General features: G+C 44.5%; 9 protein-coding genes. 6 read left to right on the top strand and 3 right to left on the bottom strand.

The genetic code is table 11. The features are described from left to right. The first annotated feature begins 420 nt into the window (after nucleotides 1-420). Complete coding sequence (locus OV592_RS16135) at nucleotides 421-1266, top strand: enoyl-CoA hydratase/isomerase family protein (RefSeq protein ID WP_406609279.1); 846 nt, start codon at nucleotides 421-423, stop codon at nucleotides 1264-1266. A 135-nt stretch (nucleotides 1267-1401) separates the two neighbouring features. Continuing rightward, nucleotides 1402-1653: a YdcH family protein gene (locus OV592_RS16130; RefSeq protein WP_406609278.1), complete on the top strand. Its 252-nt coding sequence runs from the start codon at nucleotides 1402-1404 to the stop codon at nucleotides 1651-1653. Between the two features lie 59 nt (nucleotides 1654-1712). On the opposite strand, the gene OV592_RS16125 is transcribed toward OV592_RS16130, so the two are convergent. The 3 genes from OV592_RS16125 to rsgA form a co-directional block, all read right to left on the bottom strand. Continuing rightward, nucleotides 1713-2618, bottom strand: coding sequence for an SMP-30/gluconolactonase/LRE family protein (locus tag OV592_RS16125; RefSeq protein WP_406609277.1), 906 nt, complete (start codon nucleotides 2616-2618; stop codon nucleotides 1713-1715). A 228-nt stretch (nucleotides 2619-2846) separates the two neighbouring features. After that, nucleotides 2847-4259 carry a hypothetical protein gene (locus OV592_RS16120; RefSeq protein WP_406609276.1) on the bottom strand — a complete coding sequence of 471 codons (1413 nt, stop codon included), beginning with the start codon at nucleotides 4257-4259 and terminating at the stop codon, nucleotides 2847-2849. A gap of 151 nt (nucleotides 4260-4410) precedes the next feature. Beyond that, a complete protein-coding gene (gene rsgA, locus OV592_RS16115; RefSeq protein WP_406609275.1) occupies nucleotides 4411-5466 on the bottom strand; it encodes a ribosome small subunit-dependent GTPase A in 1056 nt (351 codons plus the stop codon). Nucleotides 5467-5809: 343 nt separating this feature from the next. Here rsgA and OV592_RS16110 point away from each other — a divergent pair, with 343 nt between their 5' ends. From OV592_RS16110 to OV592_RS16095, 4 genes are all read left to right on the top strand, one after another. Next, a complete protein-coding gene (locus OV592_RS16110; RefSeq protein WP_221076323.1) occupies nucleotides 5810-6520 on the top strand; it encodes a pirin family protein in 711 nt (236 codons plus the stop codon). A gap of 316 nt (nucleotides 6521-6836) precedes the next feature. Continuing rightward, nucleotides 6837-9392, top strand: a complete 2556-nt coding sequence (locus tag OV592_RS16105) for a glycosyl hydrolase family 8 (protein WP_406609274.1) — start codon at nucleotides 6837-6839, stop codon at nucleotides 9390-9392. 336 nt (nucleotides 9393-9728) lie between these two features. Continuing rightward, a complete protein-coding gene (locus OV592_RS16100; protein WP_406609273.1) occupies nucleotides 9729-12548 on the top strand; it encodes a glycosyl hydrolase family 8 in 2820 nt (939 codons plus the stop codon). A gap of 216 nt (nucleotides 12549-12764) precedes the next feature. Next, on the top strand, nucleotides 12765-18158 hold the full coding sequence (locus OV592_RS16095) for a response regulator (RefSeq protein WP_406609272.1): 5394 nt from the start codon (nucleotides 12765-12767) through the stop codon (nucleotides 18156-18158). Nucleotides 18159-18164: the final 6 nt, after the last annotated feature.

The following is an 18164-nucleotide window of genomic DNA, read 5'->3' as shown; positions in this document are numbered from 1 at the left end:
CCCTGAGATTTAATCTAAAAACATTCAATATCAAGTTAATAAGCGGCTGCACTAGAGCCGCTTTTTTTATTGGTTTAAATAAAGCTTAAAGTGACTTTTTAATGCTAGTTTGCCAATCACCACCACCTGTTATTTCTCAAGGTTTTTCTTATTAAGCGAGTTTCGGTTTGTAGTGATGAACTGCATTTTTTATGTTCAGGTTAGAAACACTTTTCGACCTTGCTGTAGCCATTCACTAATTAGGTTTCTCTTATGTTTAACCTCTATATTAATCATTAAATTCAATGGCTTATATTGTTAATCTTTTCTTTATTTAGTTTCGTTTTTTCTTTGATTGTTTAAACAATGAGCTAGGAATACTTTGTAGTTAGTTATCCACGGGCTGATAACGAAACAATCATAAAATGGAAGGAACTGAATATGGCTTACCAAGGCTACACAACATTTAGCGCAAAACAAGATGACGCGATTTTATATGTCACTTTTGATTTTGGAACGGTTAACGTACAAGGCCAGGAGATGCTAGCTGACCTAAATGGTTTGGCGCTGCGTTTAGAACGCGACCGCAGTGTAAAAGTGGTGGTATTTCAATCGGCAAATCCAGAAATTTGGGTATGTCATTATGATACGGACTTGCTTAAAGACATGTCGACTGAGGCGGTATCTCGCGAAGACGCAAAACTAATCGACTTACAAGCAGTACTTGAGCGCATTAGTAAACTGCCTCAGGCCACCATTGCTAAACTTGAAGGCTTTGCCCGTGGCGGCGGTCATGAGTTTGCCTTAGCTTGTGATATGCGCTTTGCAGCACGCGGCAAATACAAATTCATGCAAATGGAAGTGGGCATGGGCATCTTGCCATGTGGTGGCGGTGCTTCGCGTATGGCTCGCCAAGTAGGTTTGGGCCGCGCTTTAGAAATTGTATTAAGCGCACGTGATTTTAGTGCCGACGAAGCAGAAGCTTATGGCACCATTAACAAGGCCTTAGAACCTGATGAAATTGGCCCTTATGTTGATGCGCTCGCGCAACGTATATCTAAGTTCCCTGCAGAATCAATTAACGCTTGTAAGCAAATGGTGTACGAGTCAATCGATAAACCGATAGATGAAGCGCTTAAAGCAGAGGCATATTGGCTATACCAAGCGACTAGTAAAACACCTGCTGTTAAGCGTTTCCAAATCGCCGACGAGCAGGGCTTAGAGCACGATATCGAGAACCAGCGTAACTGGGAACAACTGGTTATGAATGTTCAAGATATTAACTAGAACAAGCTAACAAGAAAGCTCCTACGGTGTTAACTCGAAAGAGAAACGAGGAGCTTTCTTATTTCTATAGCTCATCAAGCCAAGCGCTAAAGCGAATAGTTTATTCACCCCAATCAAAACAATAAGAGGTTCACTATGCTAGGTGAAAGCCATTCATTACTGCACGAATTCCCCAAGTCTAAAGCAAGTATTTTAAGCTTAGTTAACAGCGACGAAAATTTTGCTAAAGATGCTCAGCACTACGAAAACTTAGACAATAAAATTAGAGATTTAGAACTCAGTAATTCGCCGATTGACGATCAAGCCATGCACCAGTTGAAGCACTATCGCTCCTTGCTAAAAGACTCGCTTTATCAGCGGATCTTGCAAGTGGAAAAGGAACAGTAAGAGCGAATAGTTCATAGGCTCAAGCCTTAGCGCTTGAGCCTATGAACTGTGGTTAGTCTTTAAAGCGCCGGATATTCTTTGATAGCAAACGCTGGTGTTGTTACACCTTTAATATCATCAAGCTCTATGGCAAAAACGCCGCCACTTAGCGGATAATCGCGCAGCTGTTGTTCACTCATGCCTTCACGAGCGCTCACCACATATAAGGTGCTTAAGTTTGGTCCGCCAAAGGCACACTTGGTGACATTAAGTGCTGGGATGGCAATTTGCCGTTCTAGTTTTCCCTCCGGCGTATAGCGACTTACTTGAGCACCATTATAGTGGGCTACCCAAATGTGTTGCTCTGCGTCGATAGTGATTCCATCGGGGTTACCAAAACTGCGGTCAATCTCCAGCCAAGGCTCTAATGTTGATGCATCACCATCATCAGTTAACTTGCTACGAAGAATGGTAAAGTTTTCGGTATCTACAAAGTATCCGTAGCTTTGTTTATCACAGAAGGTTGGGCCATTGGTGACCCAGTATTGCTCACTTAACGAGCTAAGGCTAAGCGCTGGCGTTAAGCGGTAGAACTTTCCTGAGTCTTGTTTAATTTTGCAATCCATTGAACCTAACCAAAGATCACCATTTGGAGCAACCCAAGCATCATTAAGACGGTTGTCTGGTAACTGAGGTTCTGGGTCTAGTAAAGGATAAACCGTTCCGTCGCGTAACAGTTTAACTCCGTCGGCATAGGTGGCGACAAAGGTGGTGCTTTCTCCGGAAATTTGGGTCGGTAAAACTGCGCTAATCATTGGCTTTTGCGACCAGCTTTGTTGCGCTCCTGAGCTTGGCTGATAGCGGTGTAAAGTTTCTTTAAGAATGTCTACCCAATAGAGCGCTTGCTCTTGCTCTATCCATACAACGCCTTCGCCTAAACGCGCTTCGGCTGGCCAAATACATTCCACAGTATATTGCTTCGACATTCTTGTTCCTTTGCTACACATGCCCACTGAATGGGATTATCTCATCTCATTTAACCCTTATCGATGGTAACACTTCGTAGCTTGGGGATGTTTTGTTTCATCGGGTTTCAGCATCTTTGTGAGTTAAGGACAGGTGGAGTTACGAGGTGCTTGTAGAAGAGGGTGTTATTATTAAGAGCGCTTAAACACTTGACCGAACAGCTATAGCCGGCCAAGTGCTTTAACAGCTTATTTCGCTCGCTTAATGCCAATATCTTGGTAGTTAACTTGGCTAATGGCTAAACCCTGCCAGTTACCAAAGGCTTTAGCTTGGCTTGTTTTTGCTTGATAAAAATAAGGTTGGCGCAAAGCAGCTTGCTCTGCGGGCATGGCAAAGTATAAACGGGCACTTTCGCCATTTAGTTGAGCGCTAGTGAGATAGGCGACGAGTGCATGCTCGAGGGCGTGGTAATCACTTTTCCAAAGATGAATTTTGAGTCCCTGATTGGCAACCGGATAGGTGCCACCATCTTCGGCGATAAAACGCTCAAACCATTGTGGATAGGTATTGGCTAGGTAACGTTTAGCCTTAGGTTCAACTAAAGCTAGGCTCGCCGCCGCCTGATCGAGTTCTGCATATTCCCACCAAATAGCTGGTGCGCCATTGGGTAGTCGACGCCATCCGCCTTCGCCTTGTTCAATAAAGGCGGCTTGCAAGGTGGTCTGAAGGCCTTGCTTACTTTTGCTAACAAGTTGCTGTTGGCCTAAATACTCGGCGGCTAACCAACTCATCCACCAAGATTTAGCCGTGTGCCCAAAATCATTATGGCGGGCAGAGTCTGGTTGGTAATTATCGCCGTGCTTGGTGCCCCAAAAACGAAAATCATCGGGGCGCAAAAACTGCTGCGTGATGGTATTAAGCAGTTTAGAAAGATCCTTATCCCACTGGCTTTTGTGAGGTTCTGGTAGCAATGGCGATATTAGCAACATATAGGCGTTTATTTGGTCGAGTTGCGCCACAAGCTCAACTTCTTCTCCAGTGCCGTTGGTGGATGCCGCATTTACCCAGCGCAAGCGCTGTTGTTGCTCGTCCCAATATTTATCAAATATATAATCTTTAACTTTTAGTAAGTCATTGAGTACCGCTTTATCGCCGGTTAAGTAGTAGTAAAAGGCCATGCCTAATTGAGCGTAGGCAAGGTCTTGAGTGGTACGTTGTTTAGCTGAAAATTTTGATTGTCCGTTTTCGGTCACACTCACTACCGAGCCTTGCTCTTCTAGTAAATGCGTGCGTAAGTAGTCAACGCCAGCTTTGGCGAGTTGCAAGGCCTGCTTATCACCAGTGAGGTGAAAGATCACACCATAAACAAAGGTGTGCCTAGCCTGCATGCGGGTGTAGCTTTCTCCTAAATGGGGCTTCATCCAGCTGGGAGCCGCGTTGAGCTCAGAACAGGGGCTAGCTTGAGTAAAAGCTGAGCCGTCGTTACAACGAAAAGTTGGGAAGTTACCCATCGGCGAGCCATGGGCATCTTGGTGCAGCCAAAAAGGAGCCAGCTCGTTTTCTACGCTATCAAGCCAACGCTGGGCAGAAGGGATTTGCAAATCGCCCGCTTGGGCATTGCCGTTAGCAATTAAACACACACTGAGTAATACTCGTTTCACAGTCTATTTCCTCAAGCTAAAACGCCATCGCTTAAGATTTTATCTGAGCATTGATAGAAAAAATCAGTGTTAGTACACAGTTTTAGGTGACTTATTGATAGATAAGATGGTTGGAAGATAGGCGATAGCATTGCGCTATCACCTATATAGTTTACCCGCGTTGTTTCAACTGCTTAACACTGTTTTGCACACGTCGATAAAACTTGCCTAAGTCTCTATCGGTGGCTCGTCGCTCAGCTACGCTGGCGGCGTTAAACTGTTGTTCACGCATTAGCTTGTGGTAGTTCACTAAGCGCCTTTCATCTAATAAGCCTTGGCTTATGGCTTGCTGCACTTGGCAGCCGGGCTCACTGTTATGTTGGCAATCGGCGAACTTACAATGCTCGGCGAGCTCAGTAATATCGTTGAAGGTGGCATTTACCCCTTCTTCACAATCGCTGAGTTGTAGCTCACGCATACCGGGAGTGTCTAGCAGTAAGCCGCCGTTCTCCATTAGATGCATTGAGCGCGCCGTGGTTGTGTGCCTGCCTTTACTATCGGCTTCTCTAATTGCCCCTGTTTGGCTAGTTTGTTCACCTAACAGCGTATTAATTAGGGTTGATTTGCCCACCCCTGAAGAGCCCATAAAGGCAACCGTTTGGCCCTGCTTACACCAAGGGTTAAGTTTGGCCACCTCGTTGGCATCCAGCGAGTTGACTGCTTCAACCATTAACATGGGATCAAGCTTTTGTACTTGCTGGATAAAGCTGGGTACGTCGTCACAAGTATCGGCTTTAGTTAGCACCACCACTGGGTCTACTTTTGCTTCATTTGCTAAGGCCAAATAACGTTCAATACGGCTTAGATTAAAGTTATTGTTCAATGAACATACGATAAATACCGTGTCTACATTGGCGGCAATTAGCTGCAGTTCAGCACGGGTACCTACTGCCTTACGGCTAAATAAGGTAGCGGGTTCGAGTTGCTTTACAAATTTAGCCTCGGGTGTATTGGCTTGCTCTAACAATAACCAGTCACCTACGGCCATTTTAGGCATATTTGGGTGAATGGTGATGCGTTGTAAGCCAAGTTCACTGGCGACCAAATATTCACTGCGGTGCTGTTCAAATACGCGCGCAGCAGTGTACGAACTTAGTTCGTCTAAATTAAGTTGTTGTTGAAAAAAGGGTTTCCATCCAAGTTGAGATAGAGAAAAAGAAATACCCATTTGAGATTACCCCAAGCACAGTTGTGCTATAAAAAGAATATAGGGGTCGTTGTTACGCCCCGGTAATAACCGGGCTGAGCAGGAGTAACAGAGTTACGCTTGTTCCTGAGCCCGAGAAGGTGTGATTACAATCATTTTGTATCCTCGCTATTGACTAAAAATCGGCTAAATAATAGCAAATGATGTGGGTGAACCCCACAATTACTTGAATAACTATTGAGACAAATCAGGTCTTGGATCTTTAAGGCTTAACAGCCACACTGTTTAAAACGATCTTATGAATAACTGCGTATAGCTTATTAAAGCTTAATTACTAACACGAGCAAGAGAAGTGGAGTAGGGTATGCATTATTTTCGACCCGCACGTGAACGCGGATCTGTTGATTTAGGTTGGCTTAAAAGCCAGCACAGTTTTTCCTTTGCCAATTATTACGACCCCAAACACATGGGGTATTCAGTATTGCGAGTTATTAATCAAGATAGTGTTGCGCCCAGTAAGGGTTTTGACACCCATCAACACAAAGACATGGAAATCATTTCCTACGTAACCCATGGCGCCGTTGAGCATAAAGATAGCATGGGTAATCGTTATCAAGTTCCTGCCGGTGATATTCAAGTGATGAGTGCAGGCACTGGGCTTAGTCATTCCGAGTTTAATTGCTCTGATGTTGATGACTTAGAGTTTTTGCAAATTTGGATAAAACCGCAGCAAACTGGTTTGGCTCCTGCCTACCAGCAAGCACGGATTAGCCAAGGGGAATTACTAACCCCACTTGTCACTCCTGATGGCCGCGATGGTTCGCTAATTATGAATCAAGACGCCGCTCTATATCGTCTTGCACTTAAGCCGAATAGCCAGTTTGAATTAGAAGTGATGAAAGCGTGTGGCTATTTGCATGTGGTAAGCGGTGCAGCAAACTTGCAGCAAGCTTCTGGTAGTGCTTATACGGTTAGGCCCGGCGATGGGGTAGGTGTATCAGGTGAAGAAGCCTTAAGCATAAAAACGGAAAGCTACGCCCTAGAAGCGCTTTGGTTTGATTTGCCCAGTGCCTGAACCGCGTAATTGTCAGATTTTATTATCCATTAAGTAATATCTATTTCTTAGTTAATCCCTTATGTATAGGCGGTGTTAGCGTTAACATATGTTTATCTTGTTCACAAAAAAAACATAAAAACGTACAATTTTTCATCACTCATAATGATAGATTGCATTTTAACTTGGGCTTTTTCCTCTTACTGCTATGGTTGCGCTGCATATAAAAGCAACTACAGCAAACAACAAACAATTACTTGAGCTGTTAGGTGAGGGGTGTTCATAGCCTTAGCCAACACCTGCCACTCAAGGCCAACTATGTAAGAGGATAAATGGAATGATCTCAAATAAACCCCTGCTGGCTTTATTGAGCCTAGCGCTATGGTCGCCATTAAGTTCAGCAGAGTTACTACAAAAATTTGAGCTGGAAAATGGAAGTTTGTTACCCGGTTACTCAAGCGCAATTGATAGTCCGTTTAACGGTGTTGCAGCTTATGCAAACAATGATGGCGTGCAAGCAACAGCGCAAATTAGTAATACACCCGGCCAGTTTCGTTTAGATATTAGCGGCGCAAGTAGCGCCAATAATGCAGCGGGTATTAGTGTTTACCTTGATGATAAAAAAATAGGTGTAACAGAGTTTGTGGGCACTGCTGCATCGCTTGCTAGTATTAGTTTCAAACTAGACTCGATGCCGCTTAATTCGAGCCTTTCGTTTAAATTAGAAACCGATGATGGCAGTAACGATACCTATTTAGATTGGTTTGAGCTGCATCGCGTAGGTGATATAGCAGCCTTGCCTGCGGCGCCAGTATTGCCAAGTGATGGGGCATACAATACCGGCGTATACCGCAATATGTTTGCCGAGCTTGGTTACTCAAAGGCTGAGGTTGAAGCGCGTGTTCAAGCGGTATATGACCAGCTATTTCATAGTACTGACACCGCCAATAAAGCGATATTTATTCCGGTGGGGGATGATATGGCCTACATCTGGGATGTAGGCAACAACGATGTTCGTAGTGAGGGCATGTCTTATGGCTTGATGATGGCGGTGCAAATGAACCGTCAAGACGACTTCAACAAGCTTTGGAAATGGGCGCATACTTACTCACTAAACAAATCGGGTGTTAACAAAGGCTACTTTGCTTGGAAGGTAAGCACCGCCGGTGATGTACAAGATGCCTACCCAGCGCCCGATGGTGAAGAATACTTTGCCACAGCTTTGTTTTTTGCTTCTCACCGTTGGGGTGATGGCACAGGTATTTACAATTACAGCCAGCAAGCTAATCAGATCCTTGATGATATGTACGGTAACGGCGAGATGCGTTACAACAATCAAGGTCAGTTAGAAGAAATCAGTCTGTTTGATCACAATGAAAAACAAATTGTGTTCTCTCCAGCCACACCTTCTGACAGAAACTGGACAGATCCTTCCTACCACCTTCCTGCATTTTACGAGTTGTGGGCGCGTTGGGCGAACAACAACAATCAATTTTGGGCGGACATTGCTACTACCAGCCGCGCATTTTTGAAAACCACCGTTAACCCAGCCAATGGTTTAAGCCCCGATTATGCTTATTTTGATGGCGCTCCGCATGGTGAGTTTCAAGCTTGGAAAACCACCTTCCAATATGATGCTTGGCGCACCGTTGGTAATGCCGCAATGGACTTTGCGTGGTGGCAAAAGGATCCCTGGCAAACTCAATATGTAAATAGCTTGCAAGCCTTCTTTAAGAGCGAAGGGATAGATTCTTACTCAAGCCTGTATGAGCTTAATGGTACGCCTTATCAAAACAATAGCGACCACTCACCTGGTTTAGTGGCCATGAATGCTTTAGCTAGCTTAGCGGCTAATGATCAACAAGCTTGGGAGTTTGTGCAAGCCCTTTGGGATACTCCAGTGCCTAGTGGTCAGTGGCGTTATTACGATGGCACCTTATATATGTTTGGCATGCTGGCATTAAGTGGTAACTATCAGATTTATTGCCCTGCTGGAGAATGTGATGCGGTGGTTCCACCTACCGAGAATCGATCTCCGGTGGCGGTAAATGACAGTGTTACAACTGCACAAGATACGCCGCTAGTGGTTAGTGTTTTACAAAATGACAGTGATCCGGATGGCGATACTATTAGCATTGTGAGTTTCACCCAAGCAAGCAACGGCAGTGTGAGCCAAGTCGGTGATGGTTTAAGTTACTCGCCAAATAGCAATTATTCGGGCAGCGATAGCTTTAGCTATACCATTAGCGATGGGCAACTAGAGGCAAGTGCTACCGTGTCTGTTACGGTAACTGACACTACGGTGAATAATCCCCCTAGCGCCTGTTTTACTGTGAGCAGCGACGCGGCAACAGTTGGTCAGTCAATTGATTTTGACGCTAGTTGCGCCAACGATGTAGACGGTGATGTGCTGAGTTATGCTTGGAGCTTTGGTGATAGCAACGGCGCCACAGGGGCTACAGCTAGCCACAGTTACAGTGCTGCTGGTACTTATCAAGCAAGCTTAACGGTAAGCGATGGTAAAGGTGCTAGTGATGTTTATAGTGTAAGCATTGATGTTAGCAACTCAGATAATGGCCCTGGCGGCGCGGTGTGTAGCTACACGGTAGATAATGATTGGAATAGTGGCTTTGTGGCCAGTATTACTATTAGCAACCAAGGCACAACCGCGATAAATGGCTGGCAAGTAAGCTGGGCATACAGTGACGGCTCTTCCGTTACTAGCAGCTGGAATAGCACGCTAACCGGTAGTCAGCCTTATGTGGCTAGCTCGTTATCTTGGAACTCGACCATTCAACCTGGGCAATCGGTGACCTTTGGTTTACAAGGCTCTAAAGGCACAGTAAACACGCCTGCTGAAGTAGTCACACTTGGTGGCTCAAGCTGTAACTAAGCTAATTGATTAAAGCAAAACAATTTAAGAGAGGCATTAGCCTCTCTTTTGGTTTTTAGCGCTTTAATGCAAAAATCCTTATCATAATTTTGTGAATGTTAACGTTAACTTTTTGTTAACCTTGTTCACAGTTCTGTATGAAATTTGTACGTTATTTCTTTTCTCTTTCATGATCACTTTCATTCTGTATTGGATAATTTTTGAGCGCTGCTATGGTTTGTGCTGCATTCGGCCTTCGCTCTAGTTACCAATACTAATATGGGCGTTTCAATCGTTTAAAAACCAAATAATATTCGATGGCTGAACTGCGTTATTACATAGATGAGGATAAAAGGAATGATCTTTAAAAGAACAGTATTAACGCTGTTAAGTATTGGGGTGTTATCTCCAGTATGTTCGGCAGAAGTACTACAAAAATTCGAAATGGAAAATGGCAGTTTACTGCCTGGTTATTCGGGGCTAATTGACAGCCCATTTAATGGTGTAGCAGCTTATGCCAATAATGATGGGCTTGAAACATCGGCTCAAATATCAAATGTACCGGGCGAGTTTCGCCTTGATATTCGAGGTGCAAGTAGTGCCAATAATGCTGCTGGTATTAGCGTTTATCTCGGCGGCCAAAAAATCGGTGCTACAGAATTTTCGGGGACGAGTGCCTCAGTAAATAGTATCAATTTTAAGCTCGAAACTCAGCCAAGTTCGGCTAATCTTCAATTTAGACTTGAAACCGATAACGGAAGTAATGATACCTTTCTCGACTGGTATGAGTTACACCGAGTTGGTGACATTGCACCGCTGCCCGATGCACCTGTTTTACCTAGCGCAGGCGCTTACGACACCGGTGTATATCGCAACATGTTCCAAGAACTTGGTTACTCCAAAGCCGAAGTAGATGCCAAAGTACAAGCGGTTTACGATCAGCTATTCCATAGCAGTGATACGACTAACCAAGCGATTTTTATTCCGGTTGGCAATGACATGGCTTATATCTGGGATGTGGGCAACAACGATGTGCGTAGTGAAGGTATGTCTTACGGCATGATGATGGCGGTACAAATGGGCCGTCAGGATGACTTCAACAAATTGTGGAAGTGGGCGCACACCTATTCGCTCAATAAATCGGGCAACAACAAAGGCTACTTTGCTTGGAAGGTGAGCACTTCAGGCAATATTCAAGATGCTAACCCGGCCCCCGATGGTGAAGAGTATTTTGTAACCGCCTTATTTTTTGCCTCTCACCTTTGGGGGGATGGCAGCGGTATTTTCAACTACAGCGCGCAAGCGAATCAAATCTTAAAAGACATGTATGGTAACGGTGAGACCCGTTACAACAACCAAGGTCAGTTAGAAGAATTTAGTTTGTTCAACCATGCGGAAAAACAAATAGTGTTTTCTCCGGCCACACCAACCGACAGAAACTGGACCGATCCTTCATACCACTTGCCAGCATTTTATGAGTTGTGGGCGCGTTGGGCCGACAATAACAATGCGTTTTGGGCTGATTTGGCAGTGACCAGTCGCGCCTTCTTAAAAACGACGGTTAACCCTGCTAACGGTTTAAGCCCCGATTATGCTTATTTTGATGGTACTCCACATGGTGACTTTCAAAACTGGAAAGATACTTTTCAGTATGATGCTTGGCGCACCGTGGGCAACGCAGCAATGGACTTCGCTTGGTGGCAAGCCGACCCTTGGCAAACTACCTACGTAAATAGTCTGCAGAGATTCTTTAAGAGTGAAGGCATCGATTCTTACGCGAGTTTGTATGAATTAGATGGAACGCCTTATCAAAACAACGCTGATCATTCCCCAGGCTTAGTAGCCATGAATGCTATGGCGAGTTTGGCCTCTAACAACCAACGCTCATGGGAGTTTATTCAAGCTTTTTGGGATACCCCAGTACCGAGCGGCAAATACCGCTACTACGACGGTACCTTGTATATGTTTGGCATGTTGGCACTAAGTGGCAATTATCGAATTATTTGTCCAGCGGGTGAGTGTGATGTAGTTACCCCTCCACCATCCGGAGGAAATAACCCTCCAACCGCCAATAATGACAGCAGCACGACCACCGAGGATACCGCGGTAAGCATTGTGGTACTGCAAAATGATAGTGATGCCGACGGTGATGCTTTATCTATTACCAGCTATACCCAAGCGGGCAACGGTAGCGTTAGCCAAGTTGGTGACTCTTTAAATTATTCTCCTAACAGTGGTTTTGTTGGCAGCGATAGTTTTAGTTACACCATTAGTGATGGACAAGCCAGCGCTAGCGCAACCGTGACTATAACTGTTACAGCTAATGATAATGGAGGCACACCGCCTACAGAGGGAGAATTACTTGAGCAAGTTGAGTTGGAAACTGGAGTGATTACGCCGTCTTATCGCCAACCTATTACGTCACCTTACGCTGGCGTTATTCTTTACGGAAATGGTGAAGCGGTAACTGTTAGCAGTAGTAACTTAGCAGCAGGCGACTATAACTTGGTGATTAATGGCTCATCCAGTAATAACACAGCTGCGGGTATTAGTGTTTATGCCGACAATGTAAAAGTAGGGACAGCTAGCTTTATTGGTACCAGCAGAACCGAGCAAACGATTGGTTTTAGTTTAACTAGTGCAGCAAGCTCACTTAAATTTGTATTAGAAACAGATGTTGGGCAAAACGATACCTTGCTCGATTGGTACCAGCTATATAGCGGCAGCACTGGTGGGGGTAATCCGAGCACACCTAGTGAAGTGCTCGTTCAAGCGGAAGACTATAACCAATATTACGATACCACTAGTGGCAATGCGGGTGGCAGCTACCGTAGTGACGATGTAGATCTACAAATCACTTCCGATGTAGGTGGCGGTTATAACCTTGGTTGGACCGCAGCAGGGGAGTGGCTCGAGTATTCGGTTAATTTGCCTGCAGGCAGCTATAACATCGAGTTTAGAGTAGCTTCTAATCCAGGTGGCGGGCGTTATAGCTTAGAGGCCGATGGTCAAACTGTAGTCTCGGCTAGTGACGTGGCGGCTACCGGTGGTTGGCAAAACTGGGTGAGCCAGAACAAAACCAACATAGCGCTAAGCGGTGGTACCCAAACCCTTCGTTTTAATGTTTTGCAGGGTAACTTTAATTTAAATTGGATTAAAATCTCTCCCGCAAATTAAACGATATTGACTGATATGGCAGCGTCAGCTGCCATATTTCTATACTTATCATTAATGTGAATTGTATCGCCGCAAATCTCACTTTCTATTCGGCAGCTTCCAAGTAATAGACTACTCTTTTAGTGAGTATTTAAGCCAAGTAGCTCTCTACTTCTTGCAGTAAATCATCAGCTTAAATGCCCGTTGAAATTACACATCAGACTTGGATAAAGGAATATGCTGAGCCGAATCACCGCTGCAATTGGAGCGATATTAAGTTTACTGCTAGCTGCTAACGCTTGGTCTCAATCTCAAGTTGAAGAGTTTACTCAACAAGAAAAGCAATGGATTGCTGAGAATACGGTTGTATCAGTAGCCCCCGATGCAAATTTCTACCCCTATGCATTTATAAACCTTCAAGGTGATTTTGATGGAGTGACTCGCTCGTATCTTGATGTTATTGAAGAAATTTCTGGGCTTCGTTTCGATTACAAATTGGGTATGCAATGGAAAGACATGTTGCAGGGCCTAAAAAGCGGCGAGTTCTCGTTAATTCCAATGATGTACTTAGACTCAGCCAAACAAGACTTTGTTAATTACTCGCATCCATTTTTGCTACATACCGAATATGTCTTTACCCAAAGTGACGTTCCTACCATTGCCAGTGTTGATGATTTAGCCGGAAAAGTGGTTGCCATTGTTGAAGGGTTTGAGCAAGTAAATTGGTTAAAAACAAACTTTCCCCAGCTAAAGTTTAAAACCTATCCAGAGTTATCACATACACTACAAGCAGTGGCCGACGGTGAAGCCTACGCAGCTATTGCCGAGCTGAGTTCCGCGCTGTATATCAAAAACAAGTTGCGTTTAAGCAACATTAAAAATAACTCTGTGGTGTTGGGGCGGAAAAACATTCCTATTCATATGGGCTTGGCTAAACACTCTCCTGTATTGCTATCCATCATCGACAAATCAATAAAAAAGATAGACATCGCCACCCGCAATAAAATTCGTGGGCGTTGGTTAACAGACAGTTCGTCTCAGCAGTTGCTGCCGGGAGCATTTGGTTTTGGCCGGCCCCCCTACATGTATGACCAAAGCTCTGAAGTGGGCTTGGAGCTGGAAATTGTTCGCGAAGTCTTATCCTCTATTGGTTATCAGTTAGGAGATATAGAACAAATTCCTACTGTGCGGGCTCATGAAATATTAAGTGAGGATCAAAGCTTAGATTTTTCAGCTGGTTTAGTGGCAAAAGAAGATGGTGAGTTGTTTTATTCCGATAACATTGTGCAGTTTCACAACGTGGCATTAACCCGTAAAACCGACCAGCTAAATATTACTAAGGTCTCTCAGCTTACTGAGTTTAGCGTAACGGCTTTTGAGGGCGCATCTGAGGTGCTAGGTAAGTCGTTAGACGGCGTTGCTAAGGTATCATCGAGCTATCAAGAATATGGTGTTCAAGAGCAATCTTTGGAGCAGTTTTTTTCTGGCAATGCTCAAGTGGTTATTGCAGACCAAAGCTTGCTGGAATGGACGATAAAACATTCGGGATTAACGGCCTTACTGCAGAGTGATTTTGTGGTTCACGACATTTTTGAGCAAGCCGACGTGGGTTACGCCGTTGCTTTTAGAAATGATTATTATCGTGACATCTTTAATCAAGCTTTACAGGAGTTTAAGCAAAGTACTGATTACTCCAAATTGAACGACTTATACGCCAAGTCAGACTTTAGTAATCAAATAAAGCGCGCCAGTTTATTGAGTGATCTGCTTGCGCCATACATTTTTAATGATGACCTTAAAATCATTAAACATATCGCGGGTGTTTTTCAGAAAAACTCGAATATAAAAGCCATTGTTGTTAGCTCAGACTCTCCGCCTAAGGTGATATTTAAAGCTCAAGAAATAGACGGTCAACTCAAAGAGGTTGACGTGCTGCAGATTAGCCACCTGAGTAAGCTGTCTAAAGAGAGCTACTTTGTGCATAACAACAACCCCGATAAAGTGGGTGAGGTTATTCTGTATTTTGAGGCTACAAGCTCCTCGCAAATTGGTAGCCCCAGCATTCCAAATATTAGTCGATTTACTTTATTAAACGAAGAGCAAACAGCCGATCTAAGAGACAGTTACGAGCGCCACCAATTGTCTGGCCAACAAATCAACTTCACCAAAGAAGAATTAGCCTGGATGGCTGATAATCCTGAAGTTGCGGTAGCTGTTGATCCTTCTGCCTTGCCCTATGAAGCCTTTGATGAAGATGGCAACTACATTGGGATAGTGGCTGATTACTTGCGGCTATTAAGTGTGAGCACGGGTTTAACGCTTAAACCCGTGCCTGTCGAGAGTTGGCAAGATTCTCTTAAGTTGATTCAAAATCGCGAGGTAAAGCTGGTATCTGCGGCACTTAATAATAAGTGGTTAGAACTCGATTATCACCCTGCGCTGCCTTTGGTGGAAAGCGAGTTGGCCTACATGGGCTTAGAGCGAGATGGCTTTTTTGGTTCAGCTGAGCAGTTGGCGGGTAAGAAAATAGGCATTATAAAAGGAGCTTCGCAAACTCGCAGCATTGTTAATCGTTATCCCGATATTGACTGGCAATACCCAGAGAACACCGAGCAAGGTTTTATCGCTGTAGCCGATGGTGAATATCACGGTATGGTCGATAGCTTGTTGGTGCTTAACTACCTGATTCAAACGCGTGGTTACAGCCAGATGGCAATCGCGGCTGACTTTGACCGAGAGATTGTATCTACGTTGTTTGTGATTAAGTCAGAGCCTTTGTTACATAGCATCATTAATAAAGCGATTGATGCCGTAACTCAACAGCAAAGTGATGACATTACTTTAAGCTGGGTACCTAACAAACTGGTTGAAAAAGTAGACTACGGTTTGGTTACTCAAATTTCTATGGGTGCCTTGGTATTAATATTTTTAACGCTGTTTTGGAACCGAAAGCTGGCCTCACATATCAAAGCCAGAGAGTTAGCAGAGCAAAAAATTCAACAACGTGAGCAGCTGCTGTTCGATATGCTCAATGCTGCGCCGATTGGGGTGGCCATTGTACAAAATAACAAAACCGTTTTTTCCAATAAAACCTGCCGTGACATGTTTGGCGTGGAAGCAAACGAGCTGGATGATTTTCAAGTTACCAATATTTATTGTGATATTAGCCAGCGCGATGAATGCTATCGAAAATTGGCGCAAGGAGAAGCTGTTGCCAATGTTGAAATGAATTTTAAACGCACCGATGGTAGCCAATTTATCGGCTCGGCTAACTACTTAAATACCCAGTTTAAAGACCAACTTGCGGTATTGTTTTGGTGTTACGACATTAGTGAACTTAAAGATCTGAATAATCAGCTGAGCTTGGCCATTGATGAAGCCGATAATGCCAACAAAGCTAAATCAGACTTCTTGGCTAATATGAGCCATGAGATTCGTACCCCAATGAATGCCATTATTGGCATGACTCACTTGGCGCTAAATGCGGAGCTGGACCGCAAAACTCGCGGTTACCTAAATAAAGTCTCCCATGCTGCGGCTTCTTTGCTTGGGATCATTAACGATATTCTCGACTTCTCGAAAATAGAAGCTGGAAAACTAGACATGGAATGCTTAGATATTAGCATTCAAGATATCTTGCAAAATCAGCTCAACTTAATCGAGTTAAAGGCTCAGGATAAAGGGGTTGAGGTGCTCACAGTGGTCGAGCCTTCGGTGCCGCATAACCTAATGGGCGATCCGCTTCGCTTAGGGCAAATATTCACTAACTTGGCCAGCAATGCGATTAAGTTTACAGAGCAGGGCGAAATAGCTTTCTCAGTTAAGTTATTGGAACAGCAAACCAACCGTGCCAAATTGCAATTTTCGGTGCGCGACACGGGCATTGGTATCTCGCCCGAGCAACAACAAAAACTGTTTCAATCATTCACTCAGGCAGATGCCTCTACCACTCGTCAATACGGCGGAACCGGCTTAGGTTTAACTATTTGTAAGCGATTAGTTGAGCTAATGGAAGGTGAGATTTGGCTAGAGAGCGCCTTGGGTGAAGGCACCGAGTTCTTGTTTACTGCGTGGTTTAAGCTAAACCATGAACGGCCTGCCATGCGTAGTGCGATTAGTCCAACCAGCTTAGAGAATATGTGCATTTTAGTGGTGGATGATAATGAAAGTGCGGCTGAAATTATGGCCTCTATCGTGTCCTCTTTTGGCCCAGAGGTTAGCGTGGTGCATGCTGGCTCAGAAGCGCAGGCCTTAGTGGCTAAACATCCTAACAAATTTGACGTAGCCATTGTTGATTGGAACATGCCCGATATGGACGGCGTGGCCACTTGTGAAGCAATTCGCCAAGAAGCGGGTAGCCATCCGGTTAAATTTATTATGGTGTCGGCGTATGACCATGCCCGTTTTAAAGAGCAAAGTAAAGATGCTGGCGTTAGCGCATATTTAGCTAAACCGATTACGGCTTCGGAAGTATTTAACGCCATAGCTGAAGTAAGTGGGCGCGATGTTGCCTTGTATACGCCGTTGGCCAAACTTAGCGACAAACTCACTTTAGCTAAACAGAAGTTGCAGGGCGCACATGTGCTGTTGGTGGAAGATAACGAGTTAAATCAAGACTTAGCCATAGAGCTACTTAACAGCATAGGGGTAAGTTGCGAGTTAGCAGAAAACGGCAAGTTGGCTATAGAGAAGCTACATCAAAGCGCTTTTGATGGGGTATTGATGGATATCCAAATGCCGGTCATGGATGGCTACACAGCCACCCAAAAGATCCGAGAGTTTGATTTAGAGCTGGTGATTATCGCTATGACCGCTAACGCCATGAGTGGCGATAGAGAGCGAGTGATAAGCGCAGGCATGAATGACTACATCAGCAAACCTATTGATGTAGAGGCTATGATAAACACCATGGCCGAGTGGATTAGCGCTTCTGGTTTGCAACAAACAGCACCTGTTAGTGCGCAAGAAGAGCCTGTGCCTTCGGGGATTACCGAAGGTTTAAATCCCGAGATTATTGATCAGGCTGCTGGTTTAGCAACGTGTAATGGCAACGCCAACTTATACTTCAAACTGCTGAATAAATTTAGTATTAACCAGCGCAGTTTTGCGGAACAGTTTGAGCAAGCTTGCGGTGAGTCAGACTGGGTATTAGCTACCCGTTTAATTCATACTCTAAAAGGCAACGCTGGGAATATTGGAGCGCTTTCATTGCAAGCCGCAGCTGCCGAAGTTGAAGCAGTTGCTGCCAGTATCTTGTCGGCAGAGGGCAGCAATAGTTATAAAAATAGTCACGAACGGATCCAGTCTTTAATGTCAGATGTAAGCACTTTGCTAGAGCTGGTCTTTCAAGAAATAGACTTGTTATTGCCTAAAGGCACTGCTCATGAGATAGCTGAAGACGATAGCCAACAGCAAAACAACCTGCAGCAACTTAAGGCCGAACTGACCACCCTAGAAGCACAGTTGGAAGAGTGCGACGTTGATGCAGTAGAGCGAATCGACGAACTAGCAGAGCTTGCTTTTCCACCCGAGGTGAAAAAGCAATTGTTGGGTATTAACAAGGCCGCAGCTGAGTATGACTTTGAAGCTGCGAGTGAGCAGTTGCAGAGCTTAAAATCACTACTCAGTTGATGCATA

Source organism: Agarivorans sp. JK6, assembly GCF_045277145.1.
GTDB classification, from domain to species: domain Bacteria; phylum Pseudomonadota; class Gammaproteobacteria; order Enterobacterales; family Celerinatantimonadaceae; genus Agarivorans; species Agarivorans albus.
The sequence above is the reverse complement of the archived record's forward strand: the minus strand, read 5'-3'. Positions and strand labels throughout refer to the sequence as shown.

Excerpts from the sequence above, each read along its gene's own strand:
- OV592_RS16110 (WP_221076323.1), top strand. The coding sequence starts at position 5,810 with ATGCATTATTTTCGACCCGCACGTGAACGCGGATCTGTTGATTTAGGT.
- OV592_RS16130 (WP_406609278.1), top strand. The coding sequence starts at position 1,402 with ATGCTAGGTGAAAGCCATTCATTACTGCACGAATTCCCCAAGTCTAAA.
- OV592_RS16095 (WP_406609272.1), top strand. The coding sequence starts at position 12,765 with ATGCTGAGCCGAATCACCGCTGCAATTGGAGCGATATTAAGTTTACTG.
- OV592_RS16100 (WP_406609273.1), top strand. The coding sequence starts at position 9,729 with ATGATCTTTAAAAGAACAGTATTAACGCTGTTAAGTATTGGGGTGTTA.
- OV592_RS16125 (WP_406609277.1), bottom strand. The coding sequence starts at position 2,618 with ATGTCGAAGCAATATACTGTGGAATGTATTTGGCCAGCCGAAGCGCGT.
- rsgA (WP_406609275.1), bottom strand. The coding sequence starts at position 5,466 with ATGGGTATTTCTTTTTCTCTATCTCAACTTGGATGGAAACCCTTTTTT.
- OV592_RS16105 (WP_406609274.1), top strand. The coding sequence starts at position 6,837 with ATGATCTCAAATAAACCCCTGCTGGCTTTATTGAGCCTAGCGCTATGG.
- OV592_RS16135 (WP_406609279.1), top strand. The coding sequence starts at position 421 with ATGGCTTACCAAGGCTACACAACATTTAGCGCAAAACAAGATGACGCG.